The 25,749-nt window shown below is 62.5% G+C and carries 23 protein-coding genes; 13 read left to right on the top strand and 10 right to left on the bottom strand.

Annotated features, from left to right (window positions below; genetic code table 11):
• Nucleotides 1-11: 11 nt before the first annotated feature.
• The gene (locus ACT6QH_RS07090) at nt 12-1,601 is read left to right on the top strand and encodes a peptidoglycan L,D-endopeptidase MepK (RefSeq protein WP_444974114.1); all 1,590 of its coding nucleotides are present in this window, start codon (nt 12-14) and stop codon (nt 1,599-1,601) included.
• 199 nt (nt 1,602-1,800) lie between these two features.
• Here the strand turns inward: ACT6QH_RS07090 and ACT6QH_RS07085 are convergent, their stop codons facing one another.
• Nucleotides 1,801-2,073 carry a DUF2312 domain-containing protein gene (locus ACT6QH_RS07085; protein WP_444974166.1) on the bottom strand — a complete coding sequence of 91 codons (273 nt, stop codon included), beginning with the start codon at nt 2,071-2,073 and terminating at the stop codon, nt 1,801-1,803.
• A 342-nt stretch (nt 2,074-2,415) separates the two neighbouring features.
• Between ACT6QH_RS07085 and ACT6QH_RS07080 the strand changes: the two genes are divergently transcribed.
• Complete coding sequence (locus ACT6QH_RS07080; protein WP_444974113.1) at nt 2,416-2,997, top strand: DUF1036 domain-containing protein; 582 nt, start codon at nt 2,416-2,418, stop codon at nt 2,995-2,997.
• A 68-nt stretch (nt 2,998-3,065) separates the two neighbouring features.
• On the opposite strand, the gene ACT6QH_RS07075 is transcribed toward ACT6QH_RS07080, so the two are convergent.
• Together ACT6QH_RS07075 and ykgO are read right to left on the bottom strand one after the other, a co-directional pair.
• Nucleotides 3,066-3,710, bottom strand: a complete 645-nt coding sequence (locus ACT6QH_RS07075; RefSeq protein ID WP_444974112.1) for a tetratricopeptide repeat protein — start codon at nt 3,708-3,710, stop codon at nt 3,066-3,068.
• A gap of 234 nt (nt 3,711-3,944) precedes the next feature.
• On the bottom strand, nt 3,945-4,070 hold the full coding sequence (ykgO, locus tag ACT6QH_RS07070; protein WP_444974111.1) for a type B 50S ribosomal protein L36: 126 nt from the start codon (nt 4,068-4,070) through the stop codon (nt 3,945-3,947).
• A 295-nt stretch (nt 4,071-4,365) separates the two neighbouring features.
• Here ykgO and ACT6QH_RS07065 point away from each other — a divergent pair, with 295 nt between their 5' ends.
• The gene (locus ACT6QH_RS07065) at nt 4,366-5,550 is read left to right on the top strand and encodes an acetyl-CoA C-acyltransferase family protein (protein WP_444974110.1); all 1,185 of its coding nucleotides are present in this window, start codon (nt 4,366-4,368) and stop codon (nt 5,548-5,550) included.
• Between the two features lie 62 nt (nt 5,551-5,612).
• Here the strand turns inward: ACT6QH_RS07065 and ACT6QH_RS07060 are convergent, their stop codons facing one another.
• From ACT6QH_RS07060 to pdxY, 3 genes are all read right to left on the bottom strand, one after another.
• Nucleotides 5,613-6,413, bottom strand: a complete 801-nt coding sequence (locus tag ACT6QH_RS07060; RefSeq protein WP_444974109.1) for an NUDIX hydrolase — start codon at nt 6,411-6,413, stop codon at nt 5,613-5,615.
• A 14-nt stretch (nt 6,414-6,427) separates the two neighbouring features.
• On the bottom strand, nt 6,428-7,528 hold the full coding sequence (locus ACT6QH_RS07055; protein WP_444974108.1) for an alkene reductase: 1,101 nt from the start codon (nt 7,526-7,528) through the stop codon (nt 6,428-6,430).
• Between the two features lie 243 nt (nt 7,529-7,771).
• Nucleotides 7,772-8,620 carry a pyridoxal kinase PdxY gene (gene pdxY / locus ACT6QH_RS07050; RefSeq protein WP_444974107.1) on the bottom strand — a complete coding sequence of 283 codons (849 nt, stop codon included), beginning with the start codon at nt 8,618-8,620 and terminating at the stop codon, nt 7,772-7,774.
• A 1,108-nt stretch (nt 8,621-9,728) separates the two neighbouring features.
• Between pdxY and sciP the strand changes: the two genes are divergently transcribed.
• On the top strand, nt 9,729-10,004 hold the full coding sequence (gene sciP / locus ACT6QH_RS07045) for a CtrA inhibitor SciP (protein WP_444974106.1): 276 nt from the start codon (nt 9,729-9,731) through the stop codon (nt 10,002-10,004).
• Here the strand turns inward: sciP and phnN are convergent.
• Entirely contained in the window at nt 9,992-10,693 is a 702-nt protein-coding gene (gene phnN, locus ACT6QH_RS07040) for a phosphonate metabolism protein/1,5-bisphosphokinase (PRPP-forming) PhnN (protein ID WP_444974105.1), read from the bottom strand. The genes sciP and phnN overlap by 13 nt on opposite strands.
• Complete coding sequence (locus ACT6QH_RS07035; protein WP_444974104.1) at nt 10,690-11,595, bottom strand: YihY/virulence factor BrkB family protein; 906 nt, start codon at nt 11,593-11,595, stop codon at nt 10,690-10,692. The genes phnN and ACT6QH_RS07035 overlap by 4 nt, the downstream gene beginning before the upstream one ends.
• A gap of 249 nt (nt 11,596-11,844) precedes the next feature.
• Here ACT6QH_RS07035 and ACT6QH_RS07030 point away from each other — a divergent pair, with 249 nt between their 5' ends.
• Nucleotides 11,845-12,942: an FUSC family protein gene (locus ACT6QH_RS07030; RefSeq protein WP_444974103.1), complete on the top strand. Its 1,098-nt coding sequence runs from the start codon at nt 11,845-11,847 to the stop codon at nt 12,940-12,942.
• Nucleotides 12,943-13,136: 194 nt separating this feature from the next.
• A complete protein-coding gene (locus ACT6QH_RS07025; RefSeq protein WP_444974102.1) occupies nt 13,137-14,825 on the top strand; it encodes an acyl-CoA dehydrogenase family protein in 1,689 nt (562 codons plus the stop codon).
• A 39-nt stretch (nt 14,826-14,864) separates the two neighbouring features.
• Here ACT6QH_RS07025 and ACT6QH_RS07020 read toward each other — a convergent pair whose 3' ends face one another.
• Complete coding sequence (locus ACT6QH_RS07020; RefSeq protein ID WP_444974101.1) at nt 14,865-15,404, bottom strand: prolyl-tRNA synthetase associated domain-containing protein; 540 nt, start codon at nt 15,402-15,404, stop codon at nt 14,865-14,867.
• Nucleotides 15,405-15,518: 114 nt separating this feature from the next.
• Nucleotides 15,519-16,067: a hypoxanthine phosphoribosyltransferase gene (gene hpt, locus ACT6QH_RS07015; protein ID WP_444974100.1), complete on the bottom strand. Its 549-nt coding sequence runs from the start codon at nt 16,065-16,067 to the stop codon at nt 15,519-15,521.
• 346 nt (nt 16,068-16,413) lie between these two features.
• Between hpt and rimP the strand changes: the two genes are divergently transcribed.
• The 7 genes from rimP (at nt 16,414) to rpsO (ending at nt 25,483) form a co-directional block, all read left to right on the top strand.
• Complete coding sequence (rimP, locus tag ACT6QH_RS07010; RefSeq protein ID WP_444974099.1) at nt 16,414-17,226, top strand: ribosome maturation factor RimP; 813 nt, start codon at nt 16,414-16,416, stop codon at nt 17,224-17,226.
• Nucleotides 17,226-18,848 (top strand): transcription termination factor NusA, encoded by a 1,623-nt coding sequence (gene nusA, locus ACT6QH_RS07005; RefSeq protein ID WP_444974098.1) that lies wholly within the window; start codon nt 17,226-17,228, stop codon nt 18,846-18,848. Before rimP ends, nusA begins: the two co-directional genes overlap by 1 nt.
• 20 nt (nt 18,849-18,868) lie before the next feature.
• The gene (locus tag ACT6QH_RS07000) at nt 18,869-19,837 is read left to right on the top strand and encodes an RNA-binding protein (RefSeq protein WP_444974097.1); all 969 of its coding nucleotides are present in this window, start codon (nt 18,869-18,871) and stop codon (nt 19,835-19,837) included.
• Complete coding sequence (gene infB / locus ACT6QH_RS06995) at nt 19,834-22,995, top strand: translation initiation factor IF-2 (RefSeq protein ID WP_444974096.1); 3,162 nt, start codon at nt 19,834-19,836, stop codon at nt 22,993-22,995. The genes ACT6QH_RS07000 and infB overlap by 4 nt, the downstream gene beginning before the upstream one ends.
• 409 nt (nt 22,996-23,404) lie before the next feature.
• Nucleotides 23,405-23,824, top strand: coding sequence for a 30S ribosome-binding factor RbfA (gene rbfA / locus ACT6QH_RS06990; protein ID WP_444974095.1), 420 nt, complete (start codon nt 23,405-23,407; stop codon nt 23,822-23,824).
• Nucleotides 23,821-24,924, top strand: coding sequence for a tRNA pseudouridine(55) synthase TruB (gene truB, locus ACT6QH_RS06985; protein WP_444974094.1), 1,104 nt, complete (start codon nt 23,821-23,823; stop codon nt 24,922-24,924). The genes rbfA and truB overlap by 4 nt, the downstream gene beginning before the upstream one ends.
• Before the next feature lie 289 nt (nt 24,925-25,213).
• Nucleotides 25,214-25,483: a 30S ribosomal protein S15 gene (rpsO, locus tag ACT6QH_RS06980; RefSeq protein WP_444974093.1), complete on the top strand. Its 270-nt coding sequence runs from the start codon at nt 25,214-25,216 to the stop codon at nt 25,481-25,483.
• Nucleotides 25,484-25,749 lie beyond the last annotated feature (266 nt).

The raw sequence follows: 25,749 nt of genomic DNA, 5'->3' as shown, positions 1-25,749 counted from the left end.
ACCGTCCAAATATGAACCCCAGGTTCGCGACATTGGCCAATACGATCGCGCCACATCCCGTTTCCGCCCCGCTTCGCGGACTGCGCACACTGCTTCCACGCTCGGGAGCATCCGCCCTGCGCACCTGCCTGATGGGCGCCGCGCTGCTGGTGGGTGGCACCAGTGGCCTGCAAAATGCCGTGGCCAACGGAGATACCCGCACACTCTCCTTCAAGCACATGCATCATGGCGAGCAAGCCACCTTCACCTTCAAGAAGAATGGCCGCTATGACAGCGCCGTGCTGAAGCAGATAAACTGGTTCATGCGGGACTGGCGCAATGACAAGCAGATCCGCATGGATCCGCAATTGTTCGATATTCTCTGGGAAGTGAACCGGGAAACAGGTGGCAAGTCGGCCATTCACGTTCTCAGTTCCTATCGCTCGCCCGAAACGAACTCCATGCTGCGTCGCCGCAGCAAGGGCGTGGCCAAATTTTCCCAGCACACACGGGGTAAAGCGCTGGATTTCTACATTCCTGGCGTGAAGCTGGCGGATCTGCGCGCTGCGGGCCTGCGCCTACAGCGCGGCGGTGTGGGTTTTTACCCCACCTCCGGCTCTCCCTTCGTGCATATGGATACCGGCGGTGTGCGCCACTGGCCGCGCATGAGCCGCGCCCAGCTTTATCGGGTCTTCCCCGATGGCAAAACCGTCCATGTGCCGTCCGATGGCAAGCCCCTGCCCGGCTACCAGACCGCCGAGGCTGAAATCGAGCGCCGCAAGGCAGGTGGTGGCAGCACCCCCAGCAAACCGAAAAACTTCTTTGCGGCCCTCTTCGGTGGCGGACAGGATGAGGCCGATGATAATGCGCAGGCAGCCCCCAGCCCGGCCCCGGCCCGGCGGCAGGTGGCGCAGGCTTCCGGCACGCGCATGAGCCAGTATCAGGAATTGACGGCAACGCCGGAGCCCAAGCCGGCAGCCGCAACACGCGGCAACACCACACTGGCGGCAGCTCCCCTTCCGCTGAGCCGGCCCAGCATGGGCAATCCGCATGTCCCCACCCCGGACAACCCGCAGCGTCTGGCTCTTGCCTCCGAGCCGATCATGAATGCCGACGCCCCCATGCCCCTGCATCGCCCGCGTGAGCTGAGCGCCCCCCTGCGCGTGGCCCAGCTTGAGCGTGCACCGCTTCCATCCGTCATCACACGCGGCAGCTCCGAGGCTGTGCCGGAGCAGGAAGAAACCATGGCGCTGGGTTATGCCGCGCCGGGTGATATTTTCGGCCCTGCACCACAGCGTGTGGCTTCTGCCGCACCTGCCCGCAAAACCACGCAGAACCGCCGCAGCAAACCGGCGCAAGCCAAGGCGGCCCAAAACAAGGCGGAGAAGATTGCCTTCGGGCCGATCTTCCTTTCTCCGCGTCTCTCGAACCAGCTGATTTCCCGCCCGCCAGAGGTGCGTGTCTTCACCGCCTTTGTCAGCGCGCCTCAGGAAGTTGTGGCCGGCAAATTCTCACATGATCCAAGCTATGGCCTGCGCCCCAGCTTCTCGGGCGAAGCGGTGGCCTATGTCCCCACCCACCGCTTCCCGCAAACCACGCTGGCCATGTCCACGGCGAAGTGACGCGGCACCAACTCTCCCATCAAAAGGGCGGAAGACCTCACAAGGCTTCCGCCCTTTTCTTTTTTCAGCCCCAAAATCAGAAGGGCTCCGGCCATGTGACCGGAGCCCTTTCTGTATCTGGCGCCGGAGTGCGCCATTCATGGATTGACCGCGCCGCTCTTCCGGCATCCAGCACCGGAGAAGCGCCACGGCGCAGTCTTCAAAGAAAGATGCCGAGAGCCTGACAATACAGCTCCACCAGCGCATCATGCTCCTTGCGCTGATCCACATCTTCCTTGCGCAATTTCAGAATGGTGCGCAGGGCCTTCACGTCAAAACCATTGGCCTTGGCTTCCGCGAACACATCCTTGATGTCGTCGGAAATGGCCTTCTTCTCCTCCTCAAGGCGCTCAATGCGCTCGATGAAGGATTTGAGCTGTTCCTTGGCAAAGCCCGCGGGGGCATCCGAGACGTCTTCCGCCACCTGGCAGATCTCCTTGTCTGGGGTTTGATGGCCGGCGCGCTGGCCTGTCGATCCCGGCCGGCTGCGCCACTGTGTTCCACACCAATGGGCCGAGCTTGTGATAGAGCCTCGCCCCGGCTGTGAGTCAAGAACCGTTCAGCTTTTACCCCAGAGCGGCAAACAGGATGTGAATGCCGGGCACCACGCCTCCATACCGCCCCGATTTTCTGTGACAGTATCAAAATATGCGTCATATCCTTCTGGGCGGAGCCCGCTCCCCCGGAAACGGCATGGAGGAAGGCCCATCGGCCCTCTCCAGCACAAACGCCCGGCATTGACGGAACCACGATTGACAGGCACACAGCCCTTCTCATGCTTTTCAGCCCGGAACGCTTCACCATGGCCCAACGCCCGCACCTGCTCCGGCGGGCGCAGCGACATATCTTTCGCCGCGTGGTTCTGACCCGCCTTGTCCTTGTTTGCGGCATGGCCTTGGGGCCTCTGGTCACCGCCAGCGCGGCCCATGCTGAACTGCGCCTGTGCAACCGCACACCCAGCCGCATCGGCATCGCCATTGGCTACAAGGATGGGGAGTCATGGGCCACGGAAGGCTGGTGGAATGTCGCGGCAGAAAGCTGTGAAACCCTGATCCGGGGCGATCTGAGTTCCCGCTACTATTACCTCTATGCGGTGGATTACGATCAGGGCGGGGAGTGGTCTGGCCGCTCCTATATGTGCACGCGCGATAAGGAATTCACCATTCGCGGCGCGCGCGATTGCCTGGCCCGCGGGTTTGAACGCACCGGCTTCATGGAAGTGGATACACAGGAACAGAAATCCTGGACAGTTCAGCTCACCACCGGCAACCAGAACAAGGCGCCGCAAGCTGAGACCGAAAACACGCCCCCCATGCCCGTGCCCCCGCCCCCCAGTGCGCGCGAAGAGAAGAAATAAGAGCCACCGGATTTCCCGGCAGTTGTTTTGGGGGAATGCTGACGCCTGAGACGGATGCCGGAAGGGCGTCAGATCTCGCGCCCTTCCACCCTCGCGTCCAGTTCCTTTTCCAGTTCCTGAGCGCTTTCAAGGTGAGGGTTTACAGCCAGCGCCTTGCGCGTGGCCTCCAGTGCCAGCCTGTCTTCGCCAATATCCTTCAGAATCAGCGCCAGCCCGTACAGCATGGTGAAATGGCGCGGTTCACGGGCCAACACCTCGCGAATATCCGCAAGGGCACGGCCATAATCATCCTGAAGATAGTAGATGGTGGCGCGCCGGGCCCGCGCGCCCAGATCGTCCGGCTCAATGCGCAAAGATTGGCCCAGAAGATCCAACGCCAGATCATAGGCTTTCACCTGCATGGCGGCATTGGCCCGCGCCATCAGCAAATCAATCGCCGGACTGTCTGTCTTGCCGAACATGCGGTCCAGCCGATCTGCAATCATGCTGGCGCTGGCTTCATCCGGCGCCTGCTTCAGCGCCGCGAACAGCGCCTCAAGCTGCTGCTTCTGATCCGACCCGTTGGATGATTCCGGCGTGGACGGCCGGCCTTCCGAAGCGGCATGAGCTGCGCTTCCGGCCTCCTGGGAGGCCTGCTCCGCCCCCCGGAACCCGCACAGCGCCAGCGCTGTCAACAATGCGCCTGCCACCAGAAAGCTGCGACCGGGAAGCACGAGCCGGCGTTCTGAAACCGCAGAATCACCGCACGCTTCGCCCGCATTGCTCCGGTGCAAAGGCAGGGAATCAGCTTCTTGGGGAATCACAGCATTCATCATGGGGCCAGACACACGAAAGGGCGGAAGCGCGACATTCATGAAGGGAATGTCAGACGTTCCGCCCTTTTCGTCAATTCAGGCGACAGTCCGCCGGCCTCTTGTGCCGTGCGGGCGCTAGAAGGCGAGATAGACTCAGCCCTGACGCGCCTTGAACCGCTTCTGGGTCTTGTTAATGATGTAGACGCGACCCTTGCGGCGCACCAGACGGTTATCCCGGTGGCGGGTGAGCAGCGACTTCAGGGAATTACGGATCTTCATGGAACTCTAACCTTTGGCCGACCGCGGCGCGCATGCCGCGCGGCTCTGTCGACGCTCTGCTGTTTAGGATCGAGCCGGGTTGATAAGGGCCCGAGAGCATAATGTCAATGGCTGGAAGGTATTGCAGCCCTGTGAAGCGGGAAAAGCTGACAGAATGGCTTTGACTGCGCGCATAAATGTTGACCCGTGAGTAAGGCAATGGCTTTCTTCCCGCCGCAACAGACCGGGAGGCCACCGCCCCAAACGGAGGCGAAACCCGCAACAGGCCCCAGAACGGCCCCATGGAGATTGCCCGATGAGCAGCAAAGAGGTCTTCATTGTCTCCGGCGCACGGACGCCCATTGGCGATTTTGGCGGCGCGCTGAAGGATGTGCCCCCCACCGCCCTTGGCGCTCATGTGGCCCGCGCCGCCATCAGCCGCGCGGGTATCGAGGCAGCTGAAATTGGCCACACCGTATTTGGCCATGTGATTCATACCGAGCCGCGGGACATGTATGTTTCGCGCGTGGCCGCCATGGAAGCCGGCGTGCCGAAGGAAACTCCGGCCTTCACCGTCAACCGCCTGTGCGGCTCCGGCCTTCAGGCCATCGTCAATGCCGCCCAGATCATCAAGCTGGGTGATGCCGATGTCACGCTGGCCGGCGGATGTGAGAGCATGAGCCGCGGCGGCTACCTCACCCCCTCCGCCCGCTGGGGCCAGCGCATGGGCGATGCCGCCATGCTGGACATGATGGTGGGTGTGCTGACAGACCCCTTCGGCCACGGCCATATGGGCGTGACCGCCGAAAATGTGGCCGAGCATTATGATATCAGCCGTGATGACCAGGACGCCCTGGCCATGGAAAGCCACCGCCGCGCGGCCCACGCCATTGATGCCGGCCACTTCAAGAGCCAGATCGCGCCGGTTGAAATCTCCACCCGCAAGGGCACGGTGATTGTCGATACCGACGAGCATGTGCGTCGGAATGTCAGCATTGAGGATCTGGCCAAGCTGCGCGCCATCTTCAAGAAGTGCGGTTCGGTCACGGCCGGCAACGCTTCGGGCATCAATGATGGCGCAGCCGCTGTCATCATGGCCTCGGACGCCGTGGTGCAGGCCAAGAAGATGGAACCGCTGGGGCGCCTTGTCTCCTATGGCCTGGCCGGCGTGGACCCGGCCGAAATGGGCATTGGCCCGGTGCCTGCGGTCAAGATCGCACTGAAGCGGGCCGGCCTGAAGCTGGAACAGCTTGATGTGATCGAATCCAATGAGGCCTTCGCCGCACAGGCATGTGCGGTCAGCAAGTCTCTTGGCTTTGACCCGGCCAAGACCAACCCCAATGGCGGGGCCATTGCGCTGGGGCACCCCGTGGCGGCCACCGGGGCCATTTTGATGGTAAAGACCCTTTATGAGCTGAAGCGCACGGGCGGCCGCTATGGCCTCATCACCATGTGCATTGGTGGTGGCCAGGGTATCGCCGCGGTGGTGGAGCGGGTCTGAGCCCTTCTTCTCCAGTGTATCGACGACGCGTCACCCATGGCCTTTCATGGCCATGGGTTTTTTCATGTCCTTATGGCGGAAGAAAAGGCTCCGGCCCAACGGGCCCGCATATAGGCCACCGTGAAAGGTGCAATGGCGGGGAGAAGATCCTCCTCCCTGTGCACCACCACCATATCTGCCAGTTCGGGCAGAGCCTCCCGGCCCAGAAAAGCCCGGATACGATCTGCCAGCGCATCAGCCGGCTCCGCAAACACCAGCCGATGCAGCAGGGCCAGTCTCGGCCCATCCTCCACCGCGATGAAGCCGCCATCATGTGCGATATCGCCGGGATGAAGGCCGGTTTCCTCTGCCATCTCCCGCAAACTGGAGGCGGCCAGATCCACATAACCCCGCTCTGTCACATCAGAAAGATCCGGCGTGCCACCCGGGAAATAGATATGACCGGCGGATGAGGTCTGCGCGCCCATGCGGCCCAGCACGAAACCACCATCCGCCCCTTCCAGCGCGGCCAGGCTGAAGGCGTTTCGCAGCCCCATATCCGGCCAGCCTTGCATGCGCCACCACAGGAAAGAAGCGAAATCCGTACGTCGGAACGCCCCGTGCAATACCACGCCTTCCGCTGTTTCCTCCCGCCTCAGGCTGGCCTGATCCAGCATGAGAATCTCGCCATTCCACAAATGCGGGTTCTTCTGCCGGCATGCCGCAAAACAGGTCTCGATCTCCGCGTGATGCGCCTCGGCCTGGGGCCAGCCGCCGGGCTCCAGCACGAAATGCAAGGCCTGCACCGCAAATATCTGGGGCGCGGAGCAGGTCTGCCGGCCCGCGCCCCATGGGGTGGCCTGTGTTTGTTCAGGCTGAGTCACCTTGTCGTCTGTCCTTACCGGGCGGCGTCATCAAGCGTGGGATAATCCACATAGCCTTCAGCCCCGCCGCCATAGAGCGTTTCCTTCTTCAGCTCATTCAGCGGAGCCTTGCGGCGCAGGCGCTCCACAAGATCAGGATTCGAGATGAAGGGCCGGCCGAAAGCCACCAGATCCGCCTCCCCTTCGGCGATCACCTTTTCGGCAAGCTCCAGATCATAGCCATTATTCACCATCCACGGGCCGGTGAAGCGCTGGCGCAGTTCGGCGAAGGAGAAATCAGGAGCAATATCGCGCGGGCCGCCGGTTGCGCCTTCCACCACATGCACATAAAGCGGGTGGCGCTTCTCCACCTCGTCCATCACATGGTTGAACAGCGCCTGCGGATGACTGTCGCTGATGCCATTGGCCGGAGACACCGGCGACAAGCGCAGGCCCGTGCGGGCCGCGCCAATCTCGCCCACCACCGCATCCAGAACCTCCAGCAGGAAGCGCGTGCGGTTGGTGATGGAGCCACCATAGGAGTCGCTGCGCCGGTTCGCGCCATCCTTCAGGAACTGGTCGATCAGATAGCCGTTCGCCGCGTGGATCTCCACCCCGTCGAAACCGGCGGCGACGGCATTCGCAGCCGCCTTGCGATAATCCTCCACAATGCCGGGGATCTCGCTGGCATCCAGCGCGCGCGGCAGAGAGGTTTCAGTGAAGCTGTCATTCACATAGGTCTTGGTTTCCGCCCGAATGGCGGAAGGCGCGACCGGCGCGCCCTCACCCGGCTGCAACGCCGTATGAGACACCCGCCCCACATGCCAGAGCTGGATGACCACCCGCCCACCGGCGGCATGTATGGCATCTGTCACCTTCCGCCAGCCGGCGACCTGCTCCGGGCTGTAGATGCCGGGCGTATCCTGATAGCCCTGCCCCTGCTGCGAAATCTGGGACGCTTCGGTAATAAGCAAACCGGCGCTGGCCCGCTGGGCATAATATTGCGCGGTCATATCACCGGGCACCAGCCCGGCTTCGGCCCGGTTCCGGGTGAGTGGCGCCATGGCGATGCGATTGGGCAGCGTCATGTCACCCAGACGAAAACTGTCGAACAGAGAAGCAGCGGATGCAGTCATGAGGGGGTCTCACAGTTTCGGCCCGGCAGGTTCCGCAACCGGGGAACCTGCCCTGTAGCAGAACAGATAGGAACCACCTCCGGCCTGCACCACCCCCACACAGAGAGCAGGCCGCAGACCGGAGCGGAGCGGAGCACGCCCGCCCCGGCACAATCCGCAACAGTGCCGGAGCGACCGGGCAATCATGCTGCCCCCCCTCAGGATCAGTCTCTCAGAAACAAACCCTGATGCCACAATATTGCCTCAAATCACCGCAGCCGTGAAGAGCCGGGAGGGCTTCACGAATTCATCCTGCGCGGCCACAAGCAGCAATTCGCGTGAACCTTCCCGCTCCGTTTGCGCCAGCAGGCCGAAAATGGAGGATGCCGCCGCCGAAAGCGCCTCGGCCGTACTGCCCGTGCGCTTGCAGTGAAAATAGAACAGGGCTGCAATCGCATCACCCGCCCCGTTAGGCGCCACATTCAGCTTGGGCGTGCGCACCAGAAAGCGCCCTTCCGGCCCGGATGCCAGCAGATCAATCATGCCGGCCGGAGTTTCCCGCGTATGCAGGCTGGTGACCAGAACCACCCGTGGCCCCAGCCGGTGCAGCGCATTGCACGCCGCAATCGCATCCGACAAATCCGCAATGGTGTGGCCGGAAAGATATTCCAGCTCGAACTGGTTGGGCGTGATGACCTCCGCCGCCGGCACCGCCTTCTCACGCATGAATTCGGGAATGCCCGGTCGCACGAAAATGCCACGTCCAACATCACCGATGACCGGATCACAGCAATAATCCGCGTTCGGATTCGCCGCCCGCACCCGCGCCACGGCCGCCAGAATGGCATCCCCAATATCAGCCGCGCCCATATAGCCGGAGAGCACGCCATCGCAACGCTCCAGCACACCGCGCTCGGCAATTCCCTCCACCAGTTCCCCGATGATGGAGGCATCAAACACCTGCCCCCGCCATGCGCCATAGCCTGTGTGGTTGGAGAATTGCACGGTGTGGATAGGCCACACCTCCACCCCCAGTCGCTGCAACGGAAACACCGCCGAGGCATTGCCCACATGCCCGTAAGCGACATGAGACTGGATGGAGAGAATGTTCATGCGCGAACCCCTGGAACAAGAAGAGCGCCGGCAATCACCGGATTTCCGCTCCAGATATGACTCCCGCAGATCCCCACTGACAAACGCAAAATCGACACACCTGCCCCAGAGCGGGATGGCGCAACCCGTTTGCGCGATGCGCCCATCATCAGCGCCATGAACAGAAGCGTCGCTTCAGATAAGAATGGGTGACGGGCCGGTCTGGAGGTTCGAGGGCAATCCCCCGCAGAGGTGACCTGCCCAGAAAAAGGCGCGCCGGGAAGCCTCACACATCCCGGCGCGCCATGATCGAGAGAGCTGCAACTGCAACTGGATTGAGGGCCAGCGGAGCCGCAGATCAAACCATCCCCAGTAATATGGCGCCAACGAAACCGAAGGCCGCGCAAGCCTGGGCGACGGTGAGCAGAAACTCCGACATCATTCGGCACACCTCACTCAATCGATCTTGCACCAAAGATTAACGCATCATGAAAAACTGAAAAGCCCAAAAATGTGCTGCACTGCCGCCGAAATATATGGCAGCGCAAGATAAAAACCTGTCCAGCAACACAAGTGCTTGCCGCAAAACATGAGGCAATGCACAAAACGGCCCCGAAAAACTGCACAGCCCCGCGGCAGGGCTGCATTCAAGTCGGGCGATCCGGCGGTCCATGGCCCATCGCATGACAGCCAGCCTCCTGCGAATTTCACTTTTTTATCCGCCGCGACAGGCTCTTACTGGCCAGAGACACCACCCCTCTTCTCACTTCAGAAGGAGCGATAACAATAGAAAGTGGTGGTTTGCCCTCTCCACAAGCGCTGGAACCTCACCAAAACCGCTATGGCAAAAGTGCAACAGATGAATGTTACCCGCGCCAATTTCGCCATCTTCCTGAAAAAGCGCTGAAGACAGCAGATCCAACCCGCAACAGCTCTGAAATAGCATCTCAAGCAGACGAGTATTTCTTTTACGAGGCCGGCGAACATTTGAGTATTTACTAAAATAAAACCATTCATTTACACAGCATTAACATATGTAAACATGAGTTATTTTTTGCCCATTAGCGAAATGTTCATGGGATGTGGTCAATCTGCAACGGTGTTCAGTTGAGTAACAGGTGGCGTAGAGATGACCGATGCCTGCCGGCCGAGGGTGAAATATGTGATCGGCCCAGATGGCGGCCCGCTCACCATTGCGGACTTGCCTCCCCCCGATACAAGACGCTGGGTTATTCGCCGCAAGGCGGAAGTGGTGGCGGCTGTACGCGGTGGCCTTCTTTCACTGGAAGAAGCCTGCCGGCGTTACACGCTGACTGTGGATGAATTCCTCTCCTGGCAATCATCCATCGACAAGCACGGCCTGCCGGGCCTGCGCACCACGCGCATCCAGCATTACCGCCAGTGAGGGGGCCGCCCATGCGCCTGCGCCGCAATAAAGGCGGCAAGGCGGGTGGCGGCATCTTCCGGGGCTCCCATATTCTGGATGATGAGATCGGGCTTGACCGGCATGGCCGGGGCCCGGCTCAATCTTTCCTGTATCTCCAGAGCAGTCTCCCGCCCCCGCGCCGCAAGCCGGGCGGCCAGCACCGCCTGTGGCGCGCTGACAAGCACCACCGCCAGATGAGCAAAGCGGGCACGGGCCTCACCCAGCGTGGCGCGTGAGCCATTGGCGACGACGCACGCCCCCTCCAAAAGTTGCGCCCTCACCTCCGGCCCCAGCGCATAACTCAACCCATGGGCCTGCCAGGCCAGCGGAAACTCTCCTGCGGCCTGCCGGCGGGCAAACGCCTCCAGCGTGAGGATGTCATGGTCTTCCCCGGCCTGAGAGGATGTCTTGTCCGGGCTTCGGGTGACAAGACGCCGGGCAAAATGCACCTGCCTTTCACCGGCCGGCCTCTCATGTTCCAGATTCTGCCGGGCCAGCCGCATCAGCGTATCCTTGCCCGCGCCGGAAGGCCCGACAACCAGCACAAGAGGCCCCGGCCCGATCTGCTCTGGCAACTCCCCCCTCATGCGTCCGGCAGACATGCCTTCCTCCGTTTTTGCTCCACCCTGAGCAAGCGCAACACCACCTGCGCCGACGGGCTGGCTCATCCCTCCAACCCTGCCCGCAGATCTTCCAGTTTCTGGCGCAGGGGCGGCAATTGCGGCGGCTGGTAAGGCTCCCGCGCCTGCCTGTCCCGCGCGATGGCGGCATTCAGCTCGCCCCCGAACAGGAAGATGACGGCCGTGAGGTACAGAAACACCAGCGCAATCATCACCGAAGCAAGACCCGCATAGGTGGAGACATAATTGCCGGGGAAACGCGCCAGATAGAGACCGAAAGCCGTAGCCCCCACCAGCCACAACAGCAGGGTGACAAGAATGCCCGGCACCACCTCTTTCAGCTTTCGCCGTCCGCCGGGCAGCCACAAATGCGCCACCACCAGCGCCACCACCAGAATGATGGATGTCGCCCCGAAGCGCACAAATGTGATGAGGCCGCCAAAAGGTGCCAGCGCCGGCAGATAATGCAGCGCCATCTGCCACAACAGCGGCCCCAGCACCACCAGAAAGGAGAGCGCCAGCATGGCCACCGCCGCAAGCAGCACATAGCCGACAGATTCCAGCCGCAACCAGTACCAGGCGCGGTTTTCCTTCGCGCCATAGGCCCGGTTCAACCCCACCCGCAGGCTTTCAATGCCATTGGATGAGAAATAGATGGCCAGCGCCATGCCGTATGTCAGCACATCGGCGCGCACCTGGCTCACCACATTATGGATTTCCTGCCCAATGGGATCAGCCACCTGCCTGGGCCACGATTCCATCATCAGGGAGATGCTTTCCCCGGAGAGCGGCTGAAGATTGAACACGCCGGCCAGTGCCGTGACAAAAATGAGGAAGGGAAACAGGGACATCAGGCTGGACATGGCGATATGGCTGGCGATGGCCCATCCGTCGTCCTCGGAGAACCCCCAGATCGCGTCAACCAGAATATGATAGATGCGGCTCAACATGGCTCCCCCCACCACCTTCCGTCTGCAACAGCACGAAAGGCCCCTTGCCGTGCCCCACATTCCTGTTTCCGGGCAGAATGGCAAGCCCGCGCCAGTTCTGCGCGCCAGCGGCCTGCGTCTTTGCCTCTTCTGCGAGGCAACAACAACAGGCCATATCCCCTGCCAAGCCCTTGCTACCGGCGCGCTTTCAGGCATTCTGCATGCAGATTGAGGCCCCACCGTCTTGACGGCGATTTAACAGGCAGGGTCATGGCATTAACGCTGAAGCAGGCGATGGAAAAACTGGCCCGGCCAGCACATTTGAAACAGGGCCTGCGCGCCTGCATTGCGGCGCTGGTGGCATTTGGCGTTGGCACGGCACTGCAACTGCCCAACAGTTACTGGGCCGTGCTGACGGCTGTTCTGGTGGTGCAATCCACCGTGGGAGCCAGCCTGTCCGTCGCCATTGAGCGCACATTGGGCACTTTGGTAGGCGGCGTGGTGGGGGTGGCGGCCTCGGTGCTTGCTGGCACCTCCCAGCCGCTGACTTTTCTGGCGCTGGCTCTGGGCATTCTCATTACCAGCACACTCGCCGCCCGTTCCAGCGCCTACAAGCTGGCCCCTGTCACAGTCGTCATTGTGCTGCTGGCCGAGGCCAGCCATGCCAGCCCCTGGATTTCAGCCCTGTTCCGGCTGATGGAGATTGCCATTGGCGGAATGGCCGGCGTGCTCTGTGCCGTACTGATTCTGCCGGCGCGCGCGCTGATCTTTTTGTTTCCCCACTGCGCGGAAGCCGTGCGCAACTGCGCCCGGCTGATGACGCTGGGGCGTGACGGGTTGTTGGGACATCCCTATTTTCCCGATACGGTGGATGCTCTCAACAGCCGGACCCGCACCGTGCTGCGCGCGGCCGATGGGCGCGCCAAGGAGGCGCACACGGAACAGCGCTGGTCCGGGCAGATGGACCCCGCCCCCGTGGTGCGCAGTTGCCGTCGCCTTTGGCATTCTGTCATCATCATGCTGCGCAATGCGGAGCGCCCGCTGCCGGAAACGCTCCGAACCCATATCGGGCCTGAGCTGGATCGGGCGGTTCAGGCCCTGTGCGCATATATGGAGGCCCTTTCCGCCCATATGGAAGATGGCCCCATGGATATGGACGCCGGCATGGCGGCCCGCATCAGCGTTGAGGCGCTGGAAGCAAGGGCCGACAGTCTTAACGCCGCCCATGCGCTGGATGCCGCCAGCGGCGCAGATCTCACCGCCCTGTTCGCCACCATTTCCGCCTGCACCCATGTGCGCAACAATCTGGAAGATCTGGCCCTGCGCCTGACGGAGCTGCGCGTGCCCGAACGCAGACAGGAAAGCTGAATGGGTGCAGACCCACATTTCACCTTGAAAAGACGCGGCAGAACAATAAGTTGCCCACTCTGCCAACTGTGCAGATTTTATGACAGCCTCTTTCCCTACCCAAAGAGTTTGCAACATTCGCTTGGCATTATTTCTGGGCGGGATTAGAAATTTTGCAGTGCACACATGAGCCCGCATCACGGAGACCCCTGTTCATGTCCAGCAGCGAAGTGACCAGCCAGAATGTTTCCCCCATCGACGCGGTGGCCCTTGGCCGCGTGGCGACAGACCAGCTTGAGAAGCTGCTGGCAGAGGCAACATCCGCCGTACGCGCACGGGTGACACAGGACGGAAAGATCGCTTCCGCACGGATGGAGCAGGAGCAGCGCGCCACCCACGGGCTGGCCTGGCTGGCCACCTATGTCTTCTCCGTGCGTGAGCTGGTGCAGTATGCGGACCGGCTGAGCGAGATGGGCAAGTTCAGCCAGATAGAACAACTCATTGTTCAAATCGGCCTGGGCGAATATGTCGCCCAGATTCTCGGTGGCATCCCCATGAGCCAGGGCGAGATCGTGCGTCTGGCCGATCTCTATCTGCCGGCCGAAACGGAAGCCGCCCTGCGCGCCGAGCCGGCGCTGGCCGAGCTGGCCCATGAGGGCAACACCACGGCCGCCCGCGCCGCACTGGCGGACCTGATCCGCAAGACCCATTCCACCGGCACCATCGGCGAGGCTGGCCTTGACGAGACCCTGGAAGCGATGCGCACCGAAATGCATCGTTTCGTGGAAGACAAGGTGGCCCCCCACGCCCATGAATGGCACCTGAAAAACGAATATATCCCGCTGGACATCATCGCCCAGCTTGCCGAAATGGGCGTGTTCGGCCTCACCATCCCGGAAGACTTTGGCGGCCTCGGCTTGCCCAAGGAAGCCATGTGCGTGGTGACCGAGGAACTCTCCCGCGGCTATATCGGCGTCGGCTCCCTGGGCACCCGCTCCGAAATTGCAGCCGAGCTGATTCTCGCCGGCGGCACGGATGAGCAGAAGGCCGATTATCTGCCCAAGATCGCCTCCGGCGAAGTTCTGCCCACCGCCGTCTTCACCGAACCGAACACCGGCTCCGACCTCGCCTCCCTGCGCACCCGCGCGGTGAAGGAGGGTGATGTCTACAAGGTCTCCGGTAACAAGACCTGGATCACCCATCCGGTCCGCGCCGATATCATGACCCTGCTGGTGCGCACCAACCCGGATGAGCCCGGTTACAAGGGCCTGTCCATCCTTATCGGCGAAAAGCCGCGCGGCGATGACGCCACCCCCTTCCCGGCCGATGGCATGACCGGCGGTGAGATCGAGGTGCTCGGCTATCGCGGCATGAAGGAATATGAAATCGGCTTTGACGATTTCTCCGTGCCGGTGAAGAACCTGCTCGGCGGCGTGGAAGGTCAGGGCTTCAAGCAGCTCATGACCACCTTTGAAAGCGCTCGCATCCAGACTGCGGCCCGCGCCGTGGGCGTGGCTCAGGCGGCCATGGAAGTGGGCCTGAAATATGCCGAGGAGCGCATCCAGTTCAAAAAGCCGCTGATGGCTTTCCCCCGCGTCGCCGACAAGATCGTGATGATGGCGGTTGAAACCATGATCGCCCGGCAGATCACCTATTTCGCGGCCCGCGCGAAAGATGAGGGCCGTCGCACCGATCTGGAAGCCGGCATGGCCAAGCTGCTGGCCGCGCGCGTCGCCTGGGCGGCGGCAGATAACGCCCTGCAAATCCATGGCGGCAACGGCTTCGCACTGGAATATCCGGTCTCCCGCATTCTGTGCGACGCGCGCATTCTCAACATCTTCGAGGGTGCCGCCGAAATTCAGGCGCAGGTCATCGCCCGCCGCCTGCTGGACGAGCGTAACTGAGCCTAGCCCTCACCACATCGCATCAAGCGCCGCCGGCCCTCAGCCGGCGGCGTTCTGCTTTTCCGCCTCCGTCACGGTTAAAAGCGCATCCAGATCCAGCATGACGGGCTCATGGCCTGTGAGCGAGAAGAAAGCGGAAAGAGCCGCCGGGCTCAGCACTGTGGTGCGCTCATTGGTCAGGGGATGACACCCAACGGCATCCGCCTGCATCAGGCTGGCATCCAGCACCACACGCACGCGTTTTTCAGCATCATTCACCAGCGCCAGCAAAGTGACAGAGCCGGGCATCACGCCCAGATGCTCCATCAGCAGATTCGCCGATGCAAAGGAAAGCCCGCCTCTCGCCCCCAGCGGCGCACGCAGGCTCTTCAGGTTCAGCACGGCATCTTCCGCCAGCGTGACGAGATAGAGGTTCTTCTTCCCGTCCCGCAGGAACAGGTTTTTTGTCTGCACGCCGGGAATGACGCCGCGCAGCGCCTTGGATTCCTCCACCGTATGCAAGGGCGGATGATGAAAAGTTTCGGCCGGAATATCATTCTCCGCCAGCAAGGCCAGCAGGGCATCGGCAGTCAGAGGCATGAGTGTCACCCCAAATCACATTTACCGGATATGAAAAGCGGACCACCAGACCGCAGGAATCAGAACGGCCCCGGAAACCGGAGCCGTTGAAATCCGCATACTGGCCGGCAACAATCAGAAGGCGCGCTCCGGCGAACCTTCGATGTGGCCGATAAAGGGCAGCTGACGGAAGGAATGGGCCACATCCATGCCATAGCCCACCACAAACACATCCGGGCAAGTGAAGCCGACAAAATCCGGCTGGATGTTGACCGCCCGCTTGCCGGGCTTTTCCAGCAGCACACACACCATCACTCGCCGGGCACCACGCGCCATCAGTAGATCCTTCGCATAAGTGAGCGTACGGCCTGATTCGAGAATATCATCAATCAGCAGCACATCCCGCCCGCGCACATCGCTCTGCACATCTCGCAGCACTTCCACATTGCCCGTGGAAACCTGCCCTTGCAGATAGGATGACAGATGCATGAATTCCACCTCCGGCATGAGGCCGGAAGCATGCATGGCGCGCAGCAGATCCGCCGCAAACATGAAAGAACCCTTCAGCACCGCCACAGCAAGAAGCTGCTGCGGTTCACTGGCGGCAATTTCTGCGGCAAGGCTCTGATTGCGGGCGGCGATGCGATTCTCATCATAGAGAACAGTAATATTGGGACCGGACATGTTTCCTCGCTGCGGGGGGAAGGCAGAATGGACCGGAAGTCATTTCCCGTCCAGCACAACCCTGTCAGGGCCCCGCACCCTTTTTTGCTGCGCCGCAGGGGGCAGCCGCAAGGCTGTTCTTGCTTCTGCGGCATTTCTCGCTATATTAGGGGCGTCCTTGGTAAAGGATACCTCAGCGCCATCGTAAATGAAGGTGATGAGAGTGGGTTCCAGCGGAGCCCGCTCCGTTTTTGTTTATCTGGTGCTCATGGGTCGCCACGCTGCTGCGCAGCTTTCAGGCCCGCATGTGAATTCAACCAGTGCCCGCGCTTTATTCGCGCCGGGTGCGCACCCGTCCCGGAGGGACATGACCGAGACCCTCGCAGTGCTCGACGATCCGAACGAGCCGCGCCTCATCACAGAAAACGGGGTGGCCGCCCGCGTGGCTGCCATTGCCGATGGCGTGCTTGGCGCTCTGGGCTTCCGCCTCGTGCGGGTGAAGGTGACGAATCGCGATGGCGGTACGGTGCAGATCATGGCCGAGCGGCCTGATGGCACCATGAGCATCGACGATTGCGAGACTGCCTCACGCGCCCTTTCCCCCGTGCTGGACGTGGAAGATCCAATCGCCAGCGCCTACCGGCTGGAAATGTCCTCTCCCGGCATTGATCGCCCCCTCGTGCGCCGATCCGATTTCGTGCGCTGGGCCGGACATGAGCTGAAGATCGATATGGCCGTGCCCGTCAATGGGCGCAAGCGCTTCCGTGGCGGCCTGGAAGGTGTGGAGGGTGACGACGCTCTTGTGCGCCGTCCTGATGCCCCCGCCGGGGAAGACCCTGTGGTGCGCCTGCCCATGGGAGATGTTCATGACGCCAAGCTGATCCTCACCGATGCCCTCATCGCCGAGGCCCTGCGCAGTGCGAAAGCTGCCGGCCGTGAGCTGAGCGAGGATGAGGAAGCCTTTCTTGATGACCTGACGGCGCAGGATGATGCCGCCATTGCGGATGAGGGCGCTCCCGTCCCCAGCTTCCGCCCGGCGCGCATTGGTCGTCCCAAGGGTCAGAACAAGAAATCCGGCGGCGGCAAGAGTGGCAGCAAGGCCAAGGCCAAGTCGAACGCCAAGCGCTCGGCCCTGCTTTCGGATACAGGAAACACCGGCACCCTGAAGGAGACGCACTGATGGTAGCCGTCAGCGCAAACCGGCTGGAACTTCTGCAGATCGCCGATGCGGTCGCGCGGGAAAAGTCCATTGACCGCAGCATCGTGATTGCTGCCATGGAAGACGCCATCGCCAAGGCCGCGCGCTCGCGCTACGGCCAGGAGACGGATATCCACGCCGACATCAATTCCCGGACGGGTGAGCTGCGTCTGGCTCGCCACCTTCTGGTGGTGGACGAGGTGGAAAACCCCGCCACAGAGATTTCCCTGGATGGCGCGCGGCGCCACAATCCTGCGGCGCAGGTTGGCGACACCATCGCCGATACCCTGCCGCCCTTCGATTTCGGCCGCATCGCAGCGCAGAGCGCCAAGCAGGTTATCGTGCAGAAGGTGCGCGAAGCCGAGCGTGACCGCCAGTATGACGAATACAAGGATCGCATCGGCGAGGTCATCAACGGCCTCGTGAAGCGCGCCGAATATGGCAATGTGGTCGTGGATCTGGGGCGTGGCGAAGGCATTCTGCGTCGTGACGAGCTGCTGCCGCGTGAAACCGTGAAGACCGGCGAACGCATCCGCGCCTACATCTATGATGTGCGCCGCGAGCAGCGCGGTCCGCAGATCTTCCTGTCGCGTACGCATCCGCAGTTCATGGCCAAGCTGTTCGCGCAGGAAGTGCCGGAAATCTACGATAGCGTGGTCGAGATCAAGGCTGTTGCGCGTGATCCCGGCTCCCGCGCCAAGATTGCCGTCATCTCGCGTGATTCCTCTGTGGACCCCGTGGGTGCCTGCGTGGGTATGCGCGGCTCCCGCGTTCAGGCCGTCGTGAACGAGTTGCAGGGCGAGAAGATCGACATCATCCCCTGGAACCCGGATATCGCCACCTTCATCGTCAACGCCCTTGCCCCTGCCGAGGTGGTGAAGGTCGTTCTGGATGAAGACAGCGAGCGGATCGAAGTTGTCGTTCCTGATGCCCAGCTCTCGCTGGCGATCGGTCGTCGCGGCCAGAATGTGCGTCTGGCCTCCCAGCTGACCGGCTGGGACATCGACATCATGACCGAGCAGGAAGAGAGCGAGCGTCGCCACAAGGAATTTGCCGAGCGCTCCAAGATGTTCTCCGAGGCACTTGATCTTGACGAGATGATGGGCCAGCTCCTCACCTCCGAAGGCTTCACCTCCGTGGAAGAAGTCGCCTATGTTCCGCTCAACGAAATTTCCTCCATCGAGGGTTTCGATGAGGATACTGCGGCCGAGTTGCAGAACCGCGCGCGGGAACATCTGGCTGAAGTCGAGGCTGCTCTCGACGCCCGTCGCACCGAACTGGGCGTCGCGGATGACATGAAGGATCTGCCGGGTCTCACTTTGCCCATGATGGTCGCCCTTGGCGAGGACGACATCAAGACGGTAGAAGACCTCGCCGGCTGCGCAACCGATGATCTCACCGGATGGCGCGAGCGCAAGAATGGCGAGAATATTGAACATGCCGGCGCGTTGAGCGGTTTCGAATTCTCTCGCGGAGATGCAGAACAACTCATCATGCAGGCGCGTGTTGCTGCTGGCTGGATCAGCGCGGAAGATCTCACTCCCGATGAGGCCGAAACCTCCGGGGATGAAGATGATGACGCCGCGCCTTCAGCCGAAGCCTGAGAATTAGGAGATGACCCACGGTGCTCGCAACAATGGCAGAGGAAGAGACGGACATGGGGCCGCGCAGCATAGCTGCCGCGCGGGCGCCTTTGTCGCGCCTGTGCCTGGCCACACGCGAGGTGCTGCCCGTGGGGGACATGTTGCGCTTCGTGGTGAGCCCGGATGGCAAAGTCGTCCCGGATCTCGCCCGTAAGCTGCCCGGACGTGGCGCGTGGGTGCGCGCCACCCGCGCGGCGCTGGAAACCGCGCTGAAACGCAAGGCGTTTTCCCGTGCTTTCAAGGGCAAGGGTTCCGCTGGCCCGGATCTTCTGCCCCTTATCGAACAGCTCCTGCACAAGGATGCCTGCTCTGCCCTCTCCCTCGCCAACAAAGCCGGGAAGGTGATTACAGGCACCATGAAGGTGGAATCTGCCTTGGCCAGCGGCCAGGTGCGGGTGCTGCTGCATGCAGCAGATGCCCGGCCCGATGGCGTGCGCAAGCTTGATGCTTTCGCACGACAGGTCCACGCCGCAGGAGCCCCGGCCCCCGCCATTGTCGATTGCCTGCCCGGCATGGATTTGGACTTGGCGTTGGGGCGGTCAAATGTGGTACATGCGGCGCTGCTTGTGCATCCGACGACAGCCGGGTTTCTCACACGCTGCATCAGGCTCGAAGGCTGGCGGACTGGCTTGTCCCCCGGCGCAGCGAGCCGAGCGGATCAGAACGCGGCAGCTCCGGCAAGGGAGGGTCCGCCCCCCCGGAGCCTTGAAGAACATGATCCGGGTCCAGCCAGTTCGGATCAGGGTCAGCAGGGTCGCATGACCACGCACCAGAGTGAGCAGGACCGAAATGGTCCGGAATTGAGCGGTCGGGAAGTGAACGGCGCAGGATCTGGCAGCCGAAATTCCCGCGACGGAGAAACGGGCAGCGGAAACCCGGACACCCGGGACAGCAAGGATCAGCACTGCAGCCGCAAGCCCGGCCGGATGCAAGGAACGGATACGGAATGAACGATACGAAAACACCCGGCGACAAGACACTCCACCCCGCCTCTGGCAAGACGCTGACCCTGAAGCGCCCTGTGGAACAGGGTACTGTTCGTCAAAGCTTCAGCCATGGCCGCTCCAAGTCGGTTGTGGTGGAGAAGGTAAAGCGCCGCGTTATCCCGCCGGCGGAAGCTGCCAAATCTGAAGCGCCAAAGGCTGAAGCGCCGAAGACGGAAGCCCCCAAGACCGAGGCTGCGCCGACGAAGGCTGCGCCCAACGCTGCCGCCCCGAAGACGGAAGCGCCGGCTCCTGCGGCACCCAAGGCTGAAGCGAACAAGCCTGAGGCGCCACAAACTTCCGCGCCCAAGGCTACTGCGGTCAAGGCTGCTGCGGTCAATCCCGCTGCACCTGCGACTGAAGCAACCAAGACTGAAGCCCCGAAGGCTGAAGCTGCGAAGCCGGCTGCGCCCAAGGCTGAAACTGAACGCCCCCAGGCGCCGAAGACTGAAGCGCCGAAAGCTGCCCCTCCCAAGGCGGCAGCTTCCCAGACGGAGACATCAAAAGTGGATGCGGCCAAACCCGCAGAAGCTGCGGCCAAGCCCACCCCCGCTCCCGCAGCGGAAAAGCCGGCCACGCAGCCCCAGCGCACTCAGGAACAGGCCCCGCGCGCGGCGCGCAGCCATGACAATGGCGGCCCCAACCGCAATGGTGGTGCTCAGCGTTCCGGCTCCGGCCCGCAGCGTACCGGCGGCGGCTCCAACCGTTCCGGTGGTCCCGGTCGTCAAGGTCAGCGTCAGGGCGGCTCCGGTGGTCCCGGCCGCCAGGGTCAGCGTCAGGGCGGCTCCGGTGTGGTTCTGCGCACACTGACCGAGGAAGAGCGCAACGCCCGCGCCAGCGCGCTGGCTGATGCCCGCGCCCGCGCCGTTGAAGAACAGCGCATGGCCGCAGAGCGTCGCGCTGCGGAAGAAGAAGCGCGCCGTCGCGCCGAGATCGAGCGCAAGGAGCGCGCCGAGCGTGAAGCCGCCGAGGCCCGCAAGCGTGAGGAAGATGCACGTCGCGCCGCTGAGGAAGAAAAGAAGCGTCGCGCCGAGCAGGAAGCTCGCAAGCGTCTGGGTGGCGGCGAAACCACGCAGGCCTCCAATACGCGTACGGCAACGCCCCGGCCGGCCGGCACCGCCAGCCGCGCCGCCGCCGAGAGCGAGGAGGAGCGTCGTGCACCGCGTCGCGGCCCGGCCGCTCGCATGCCCACGCCCACCAAGACGCCCCGCTCTCCCGCTGGACCTGCGAAGCAGCGTGGCCGCCTCACCGTGGTCAAGGCGCTTTCCGGGGATGACGAGCGTCAGCGTTCCGTCGCCTCCTTCCGTCGGCGCACCCAGCGTATGTCCGGCAAGGGCGGCCATCAGGAGCAGAAGGAAAAGATCTCCCGTGAGGTCGTGCTGCCTGAAACCATCACCATTCAGGAACTCGCCAACCGCATGTCGGAGCGGGGCGTGGATGTCATCCGCCTGCTGATGAAGCAGGGGCAGATGCTCAAGATCACCGATGTGATCGACGCTGATACGGCCGAACTCATCGCTGAAGACATGGGGCACACCGTGCGCCGCGTCTCCGAAGCGGATGTGGAAGAAGGCCTGTTCGATGCCCCGGATGAGCCGGAAACCTTGCAGGCACGTCCTCCGGTCGTGACCATCATGGGCCATGTTGACCACGGCAAGACCTCCCTTCTGGATGCCCTGCGTGAAGCCAATGTGGTTTCTGGTGAGGCCGGCGGTATCACTCAGCATATCGGCGCCTATCAGGTCACCTCTCCGCTGGGCGGCAAGATCACCTTCATCGACACCCCCGGCCATGCCGCCTTCACCGCCATGCGCGCCCGCGGCGCCAAGGTGACGGATATCGTCGTGCTGGTGGTGGCCGCCGATGACGGCGTGATGCCGCAGACGGTGGAAGCCATCAATCATGCCCGCGCCGCTGGTGTGCCGATCATTGTCGCCATCAACAAGATCGACAAGCCGGAAGCCAAGGCAGAGCGTGTGCGCACCGAGCTGCTGCAACATCAGGTGCAGGTCGAAAGCATGGGCGGCGAGACGCTTGAGGTGGAAGTTTCCGCCAAGAAGCGCATGAACCTCGAAAAGCTGCTGGAAGCCATTTCGTTGCAGGCCGAAATGCTCGACCTGACAGCGAACCCGGATCGCGCCGCCGAAGGCACGGTTGTGGAAGCCAAGCTGGATCGCGGTCGCGGTTCCGTCGCCACGGTGCTGGTGCAGCGCGGTACGCTTCATGTGAGCGATATCGTGGTGGCTGGTGCGGAATGGGGCCGCGTGCGCGCCCTCATCACCGATACCGGAGCCAATGCGGCTGTCGCGGGTCCCTCCGTGCCGGTGGAAGTGCTCGGCTTCAATGGCACGCCGGAAGCGGGTGACCGCCTTGCCGTGGTTGAGAATGAAGCCCGTGCGCGTGAAATCACCGAATATCGTCAGCGCCAGAAGCGTGAACTGGCGGCGGCTCGCACCGCCACTGTTCGCGGCTCCCTGGAGCAGATGATGAACCAGGTGAAGGCGGCCGGCCGCAAGGAATTCCCGCTCATCATCAAGGGTGACGTGCAGGGTTCGGTCGAAGCCATCATCGGCTCGCTGGAGAAGCTGGGCAATGACGAGGTGCAGGCCCGCATCATCCATTCCGGCGCGGGCGGTATCAATGAAAGCGATGTAACGCTGGCCGAGACCTCTAACGCCGCCATCATCGCCTTCAATGTGCGCGCCAACAAGGAAGCCCGCGAGGCGGCCGACCGGGCTGGCATTGAGATCCGCTACTACAACATCATCTACGATCTTGTGGATGACGTGAAGAAGGCCATGAGCGGCCTTCTGGCCCCCATCACCCGCGAGACCATGCTGGGCAATGCCGAGATCAAGCAGATCTTCGCCGTGTCCAAGGTCGGCAAGGTGGCTGGCTGCCTTGTCACCGATGGTGTTGTGGAACGCGGCCAGCATGTCCGCCTCATCCGCGACAATGTCGTGATCCACGAAGGCAAGCTGGCAACGCTCAACCGCTTCAAGGATGCGGTGAACACGGTGCACGCCGGCCAGGATTGCGGCATGTCCTTCGAGAATTATCAGGACATGCGCGAAGGCGACGTCATCGAGTGCTATCGCGTGGAAACGGTGCAGCGCTCGCTGTGATGAAACGGCCTGCCCATCTTCGGGCAGGCCCGCAGAAACACCCTGCCGGGCGGAACTCAACTTCCGCCCGGTATTTCTTTCCGGGTTCAGTACACACTGTTTCGCCGGCAGAAACAGATTTGGCGGGAAGAATGGACATGCAGGCCGGTTGCGTCTTCAGCCAGGAGACCACCCTCCCTTTTGCCCAACCCTTCCGCCCCATGACGACCTTCCCCTGAGCCTGCCCTTTTCAGGCAAGTTTTCCGGGAAGGGGACAGTCATGAACGTTCCAGACACGAGGTGAACCGGGCATATCCCGGTTTGGCCGCAAGGCCCGAAACACAAGACATTCAACCGGAGACAGGCGGTCCAACTCCGCGTTTCTCCCGATAGGAAAAGGTGCCTCAACGGCACCAATGAGGCTTAACCCATGAAGACCCAAGCCCGTTCGGGCGGCCCTTCCCAGCGCATGCTGCGCGTTGGCGAACTGGTGCGCCACGCCCTTGCCGATGTTCTCTCGCGCGGGGATCATGTCGATCCCGTTCTCTCCGGCCATATCATCACCGTGCCGGAAGTACGCATGTCGCCGGATCTGAAGATCGCCACCTGCTATGTCATGCCGCTGGGCGGCAAGGATATTTCCCCGGTCATCAAGGCGCTGGAGGCCAATAAGGGCCATCTGCGCCACGAGGTGGCGCGTCGGGTGGAGCTGAAATCCGCACCGGAACTGCGCTTCCGCAAGGATACGACCTTCGATGAGGGCGCGCGTATGGATGCACTGCTCAACTCACCGGCGGTAACGCGTGATCTTACCTCCCAGGATGAAGACGAAGAGAACCAGCCCGAATGACCGCTCCTTCCAGCGCCCCTGAAACCACGCCTGTCAACGACGCAGCACCTGCTGAAACATCTTCTGCCGAGGCCGCGCCTTCCTCTCAGGCCGCCCCCACAGCTGAAGCACCCCAGCGTGGTCCGCGCAAGGGCCGGCAGGATAACCGCCCCCGCACGCCGAAGCGTGAGCTGGATGGCTGGATTCTGCTCGACAAGCCGGTTGGCCTCACCTCCACCCAGGCTGTGGGTGCGGTGAAGCGTATCTATGGGGCGAAGAAGGCTGGCCATGCCGGCACGCTGGACCCGCTGGCCTCCGGCTGCCTGCCCATCGCCTTCGGGGAAGCCACAAAGACGGTTCCCTATGTGATGGACGGGCGCAAGACCTATCGCTTCACCGTGCATTTCGGCATCGAGACCGATACCGATGATGCCGAAGGCAAGCCGGTGGAAACATCGGACACCCGCCCCACGGATGACGAGATCCTCGCAGCCCTGCCCACCTTTCAGGGTGAGATCATGCAGGTGCCGCCGGCCTATTCGGCGCTGAAGATTGGTGGCGAACGAGCTTATGATCTGGCGCGGGATGGTGAAACCGTCATACTTCAAGCTCGCCCTGTCACCATCTACAGCCTGAAAATGGTGGAGCGGCCCGATGCCGACCACGCGGTGCTGGAAGCCGAATGCGGCAAGGGCACCTATGTGCGCGCCATTGCGCGCGACCTCGGCCGCATGCTGGGGGCGCGCGGCCATGTTTCCACCCTGCGCCGCACCAGCGTCGGCCCCTTCCTTGAAGAGGATCTGGTGCCGCTGGAGGAGCTGCGTGAACGCGGTGAAGACGGCGACCCGGCCCTGATGGAAGTGCTTGATCCAGTAGATTGCGCGCTGGAGGAAATCCCCCACGTCACCATCACCCCGCCAGACGCCCATCGCATGCGTTGCGGGCAGAGCGTGATCCTGCGCGGGCGCGATGCCCCCATTGTGGAAGGCCATGTCGCCGTGTTCTGCCAGGGCGGCCTCATTGCCATTGGCGATGCCGAAGGTGGTGAAATCTTCCCACATCGGGTGTTCAACTGGGCCCGCAAGGCCCCACGCCCGCCGCGCGCACCCAATCAGGGCTGAGCGCCGGCCCATTCGGGCCGGCCCCTCTTGCCCAAAAGCCCTTTTCGAGAGCTTCTCCCAAGGGGCGCTCCATTGTGCGGCCACAGGCCGTGCAGTGGTCAATATTCCGCTGGTTCGCCGGGCAAAAGCCGCTATAGTCCGCTGCGCGGATGGTTGGCTGTGCGAACCATCCGTCTTTCGACCGTGCTGGACGACATCCCGGCCCGGCCGAAAAGCGACACGAGCGCCGGCTTTTTATGGCCCGCGCCATCGTCGCATGTTTTTGACCCTCTTTTGAAAGGATATACCGATGTCGATTACTGCTGAGCGCAAGCAGGAGCTCATCAAGGAATACGGCACCAAGGAAGGCGACACCGGCTCTCCCGAGGTGCAGGTGGCCGTTCTGACCCACCGTATCGTGAACCTGACCGAGCACTTCAAGTCCCATCACAAGGACAACCACTCCCGTCGTGGTCTGCTCAAGCTCGTTTCCCAGCGTCGCAGCCTTCTCGACTATCTGAAGCGCAAGGATGAGGCCCGCTACAAGAGCCTCATCCAGCGTCTCGGCCTGCGCCGCTGATGCAGGGCGCGTGGCCCTTCCCGTGCAGTATCTGCTAACGGGCGGGCCATGCGCAACGGAACGGCCCGGCTGGCCTGATGGCTGGCGGGGCCGCCTTCCCGCCCCTTTTTCCAGGGGATTTCGCCGGCCTGTCGCCGGCTGTCGCGCAGTTTTACTTTGCGACTGATATGTCATGACCGCGGGCCATGAGGCCCGAAGACCGCACGGGCGCGGAGACGGACAGAGTCATGGCAGGATCGCCGGGCGCAACCGGCAACATTCCCGGC

The organism is Haloleucobacter albus, assembly GCF_052492075.1.
The sequence above is the reverse complement of the archived record's forward strand: the minus strand, read 5'-3'. Positions and strand labels throughout refer to the sequence as shown.

Coding starts and splice junctions, on each gene's coding strand:
- ACT6QH_RS07090 (WP_444974114.1), top strand. CDS start 12: ATGAACCCCAGGTTCGCGACATTGGCCAATACGATCGCGCCACATCCC.
- ykgO (WP_444974111.1), bottom strand. CDS start 4,070: ATGAAGATCCGTAATTCCCTGAAGTCGCTGCTCACCCGCCACCGGGAT.
- ACT6QH_RS07080 (WP_444974113.1), top strand. CDS start 2,416: ATGCTTTTCAGCCCGGAACGCTTCACCATGGCCCAACGCCCGCACCTG.
- truB (WP_444974094.1), top strand. CDS start 23,821: ATGACCGCTCCTTCCAGCGCCCCTGAAACCACGCCTGTCAACGACGCA.
- rpsO (WP_444974093.1), top strand. CDS start 25,214: ATGTCGATTACTGCTGAGCGCAAGCAGGAGCTCATCAAGGAATACGGC.
- rimP (WP_444974099.1), top strand. CDS start 16,414: ATGACCGAGACCCTCGCAGTGCTCGACGATCCGAACGAGCCGCGCCTC.
- sciP (WP_444974106.1), top strand. CDS start 9,729: ATGACCGATGCCTGCCGGCCGAGGGTGAAATATGTGATCGGCCCAGAT.
- rbfA (WP_444974095.1), top strand. CDS start 23,405: ATGAAGACCCAAGCCCGTTCGGGCGGCCCTTCCCAGCGCATGCTGCGC.
- pdxY (WP_444974107.1), bottom strand. CDS start 8,620: ATGAACATTCTCTCCATCCAGTCTCATGTCGCTTACGGGCATGTGGGC.
- ACT6QH_RS07065 (WP_444974110.1), top strand. CDS start 4,366: ATGAGCAGCAAAGAGGTCTTCATTGTCTCCGGCGCACGGACGCCCATT.
- nusA (WP_444974098.1), top strand. CDS start 17,226: ATGGTAGCCGTCAGCGCAAACCGGCTGGAACTTCTGCAGATCGCCGAT.
- infB (WP_444974096.1), top strand. CDS start 19,834: ATGAACGATACGAAAACACCCGGCGACAAGACACTCCACCCCGCCTCT.
- ACT6QH_RS07055 (WP_444974108.1), bottom strand. CDS start 7,528: ATGACTGCATCCGCTGCTTCTCTGTTCGACAGTTTTCGTCTGGGTGAC.
- ACT6QH_RS07030 (WP_444974103.1), top strand. CDS start 11,845: ATGGCATTAACGCTGAAGCAGGCGATGGAAAAACTGGCCCGGCCAGCA.
- ACT6QH_RS07035 (WP_444974104.1), bottom strand. CDS start 11,595: ATGTTGAGCCGCATCTATCATATTCTGGTTGACGCGATCTGGGGGTTC.
- phnN (WP_444974105.1), bottom strand. CDS start 10,693: ATGAGCCAGCCCGTCGGCGCAGGTGGTGTTGCGCTTGCTCAGGGTGGA.
- ACT6QH_RS07025 (WP_444974102.1), top strand. CDS start 13,137: ATGTCCAGCAGCGAAGTGACCAGCCAGAATGTTTCCCCCATCGACGCG.
- ACT6QH_RS07020 (WP_444974101.1), bottom strand. CDS start 15,404: ATGCCTCTGACTGCCGATGCCCTGCTGGCCTTGCTGGCGGAGAATGAT.
- hpt (WP_444974100.1), bottom strand. CDS start 16,067: ATGTCCGGTCCCAATATTACTGTTCTCTATGATGAGAATCGCATCGCC.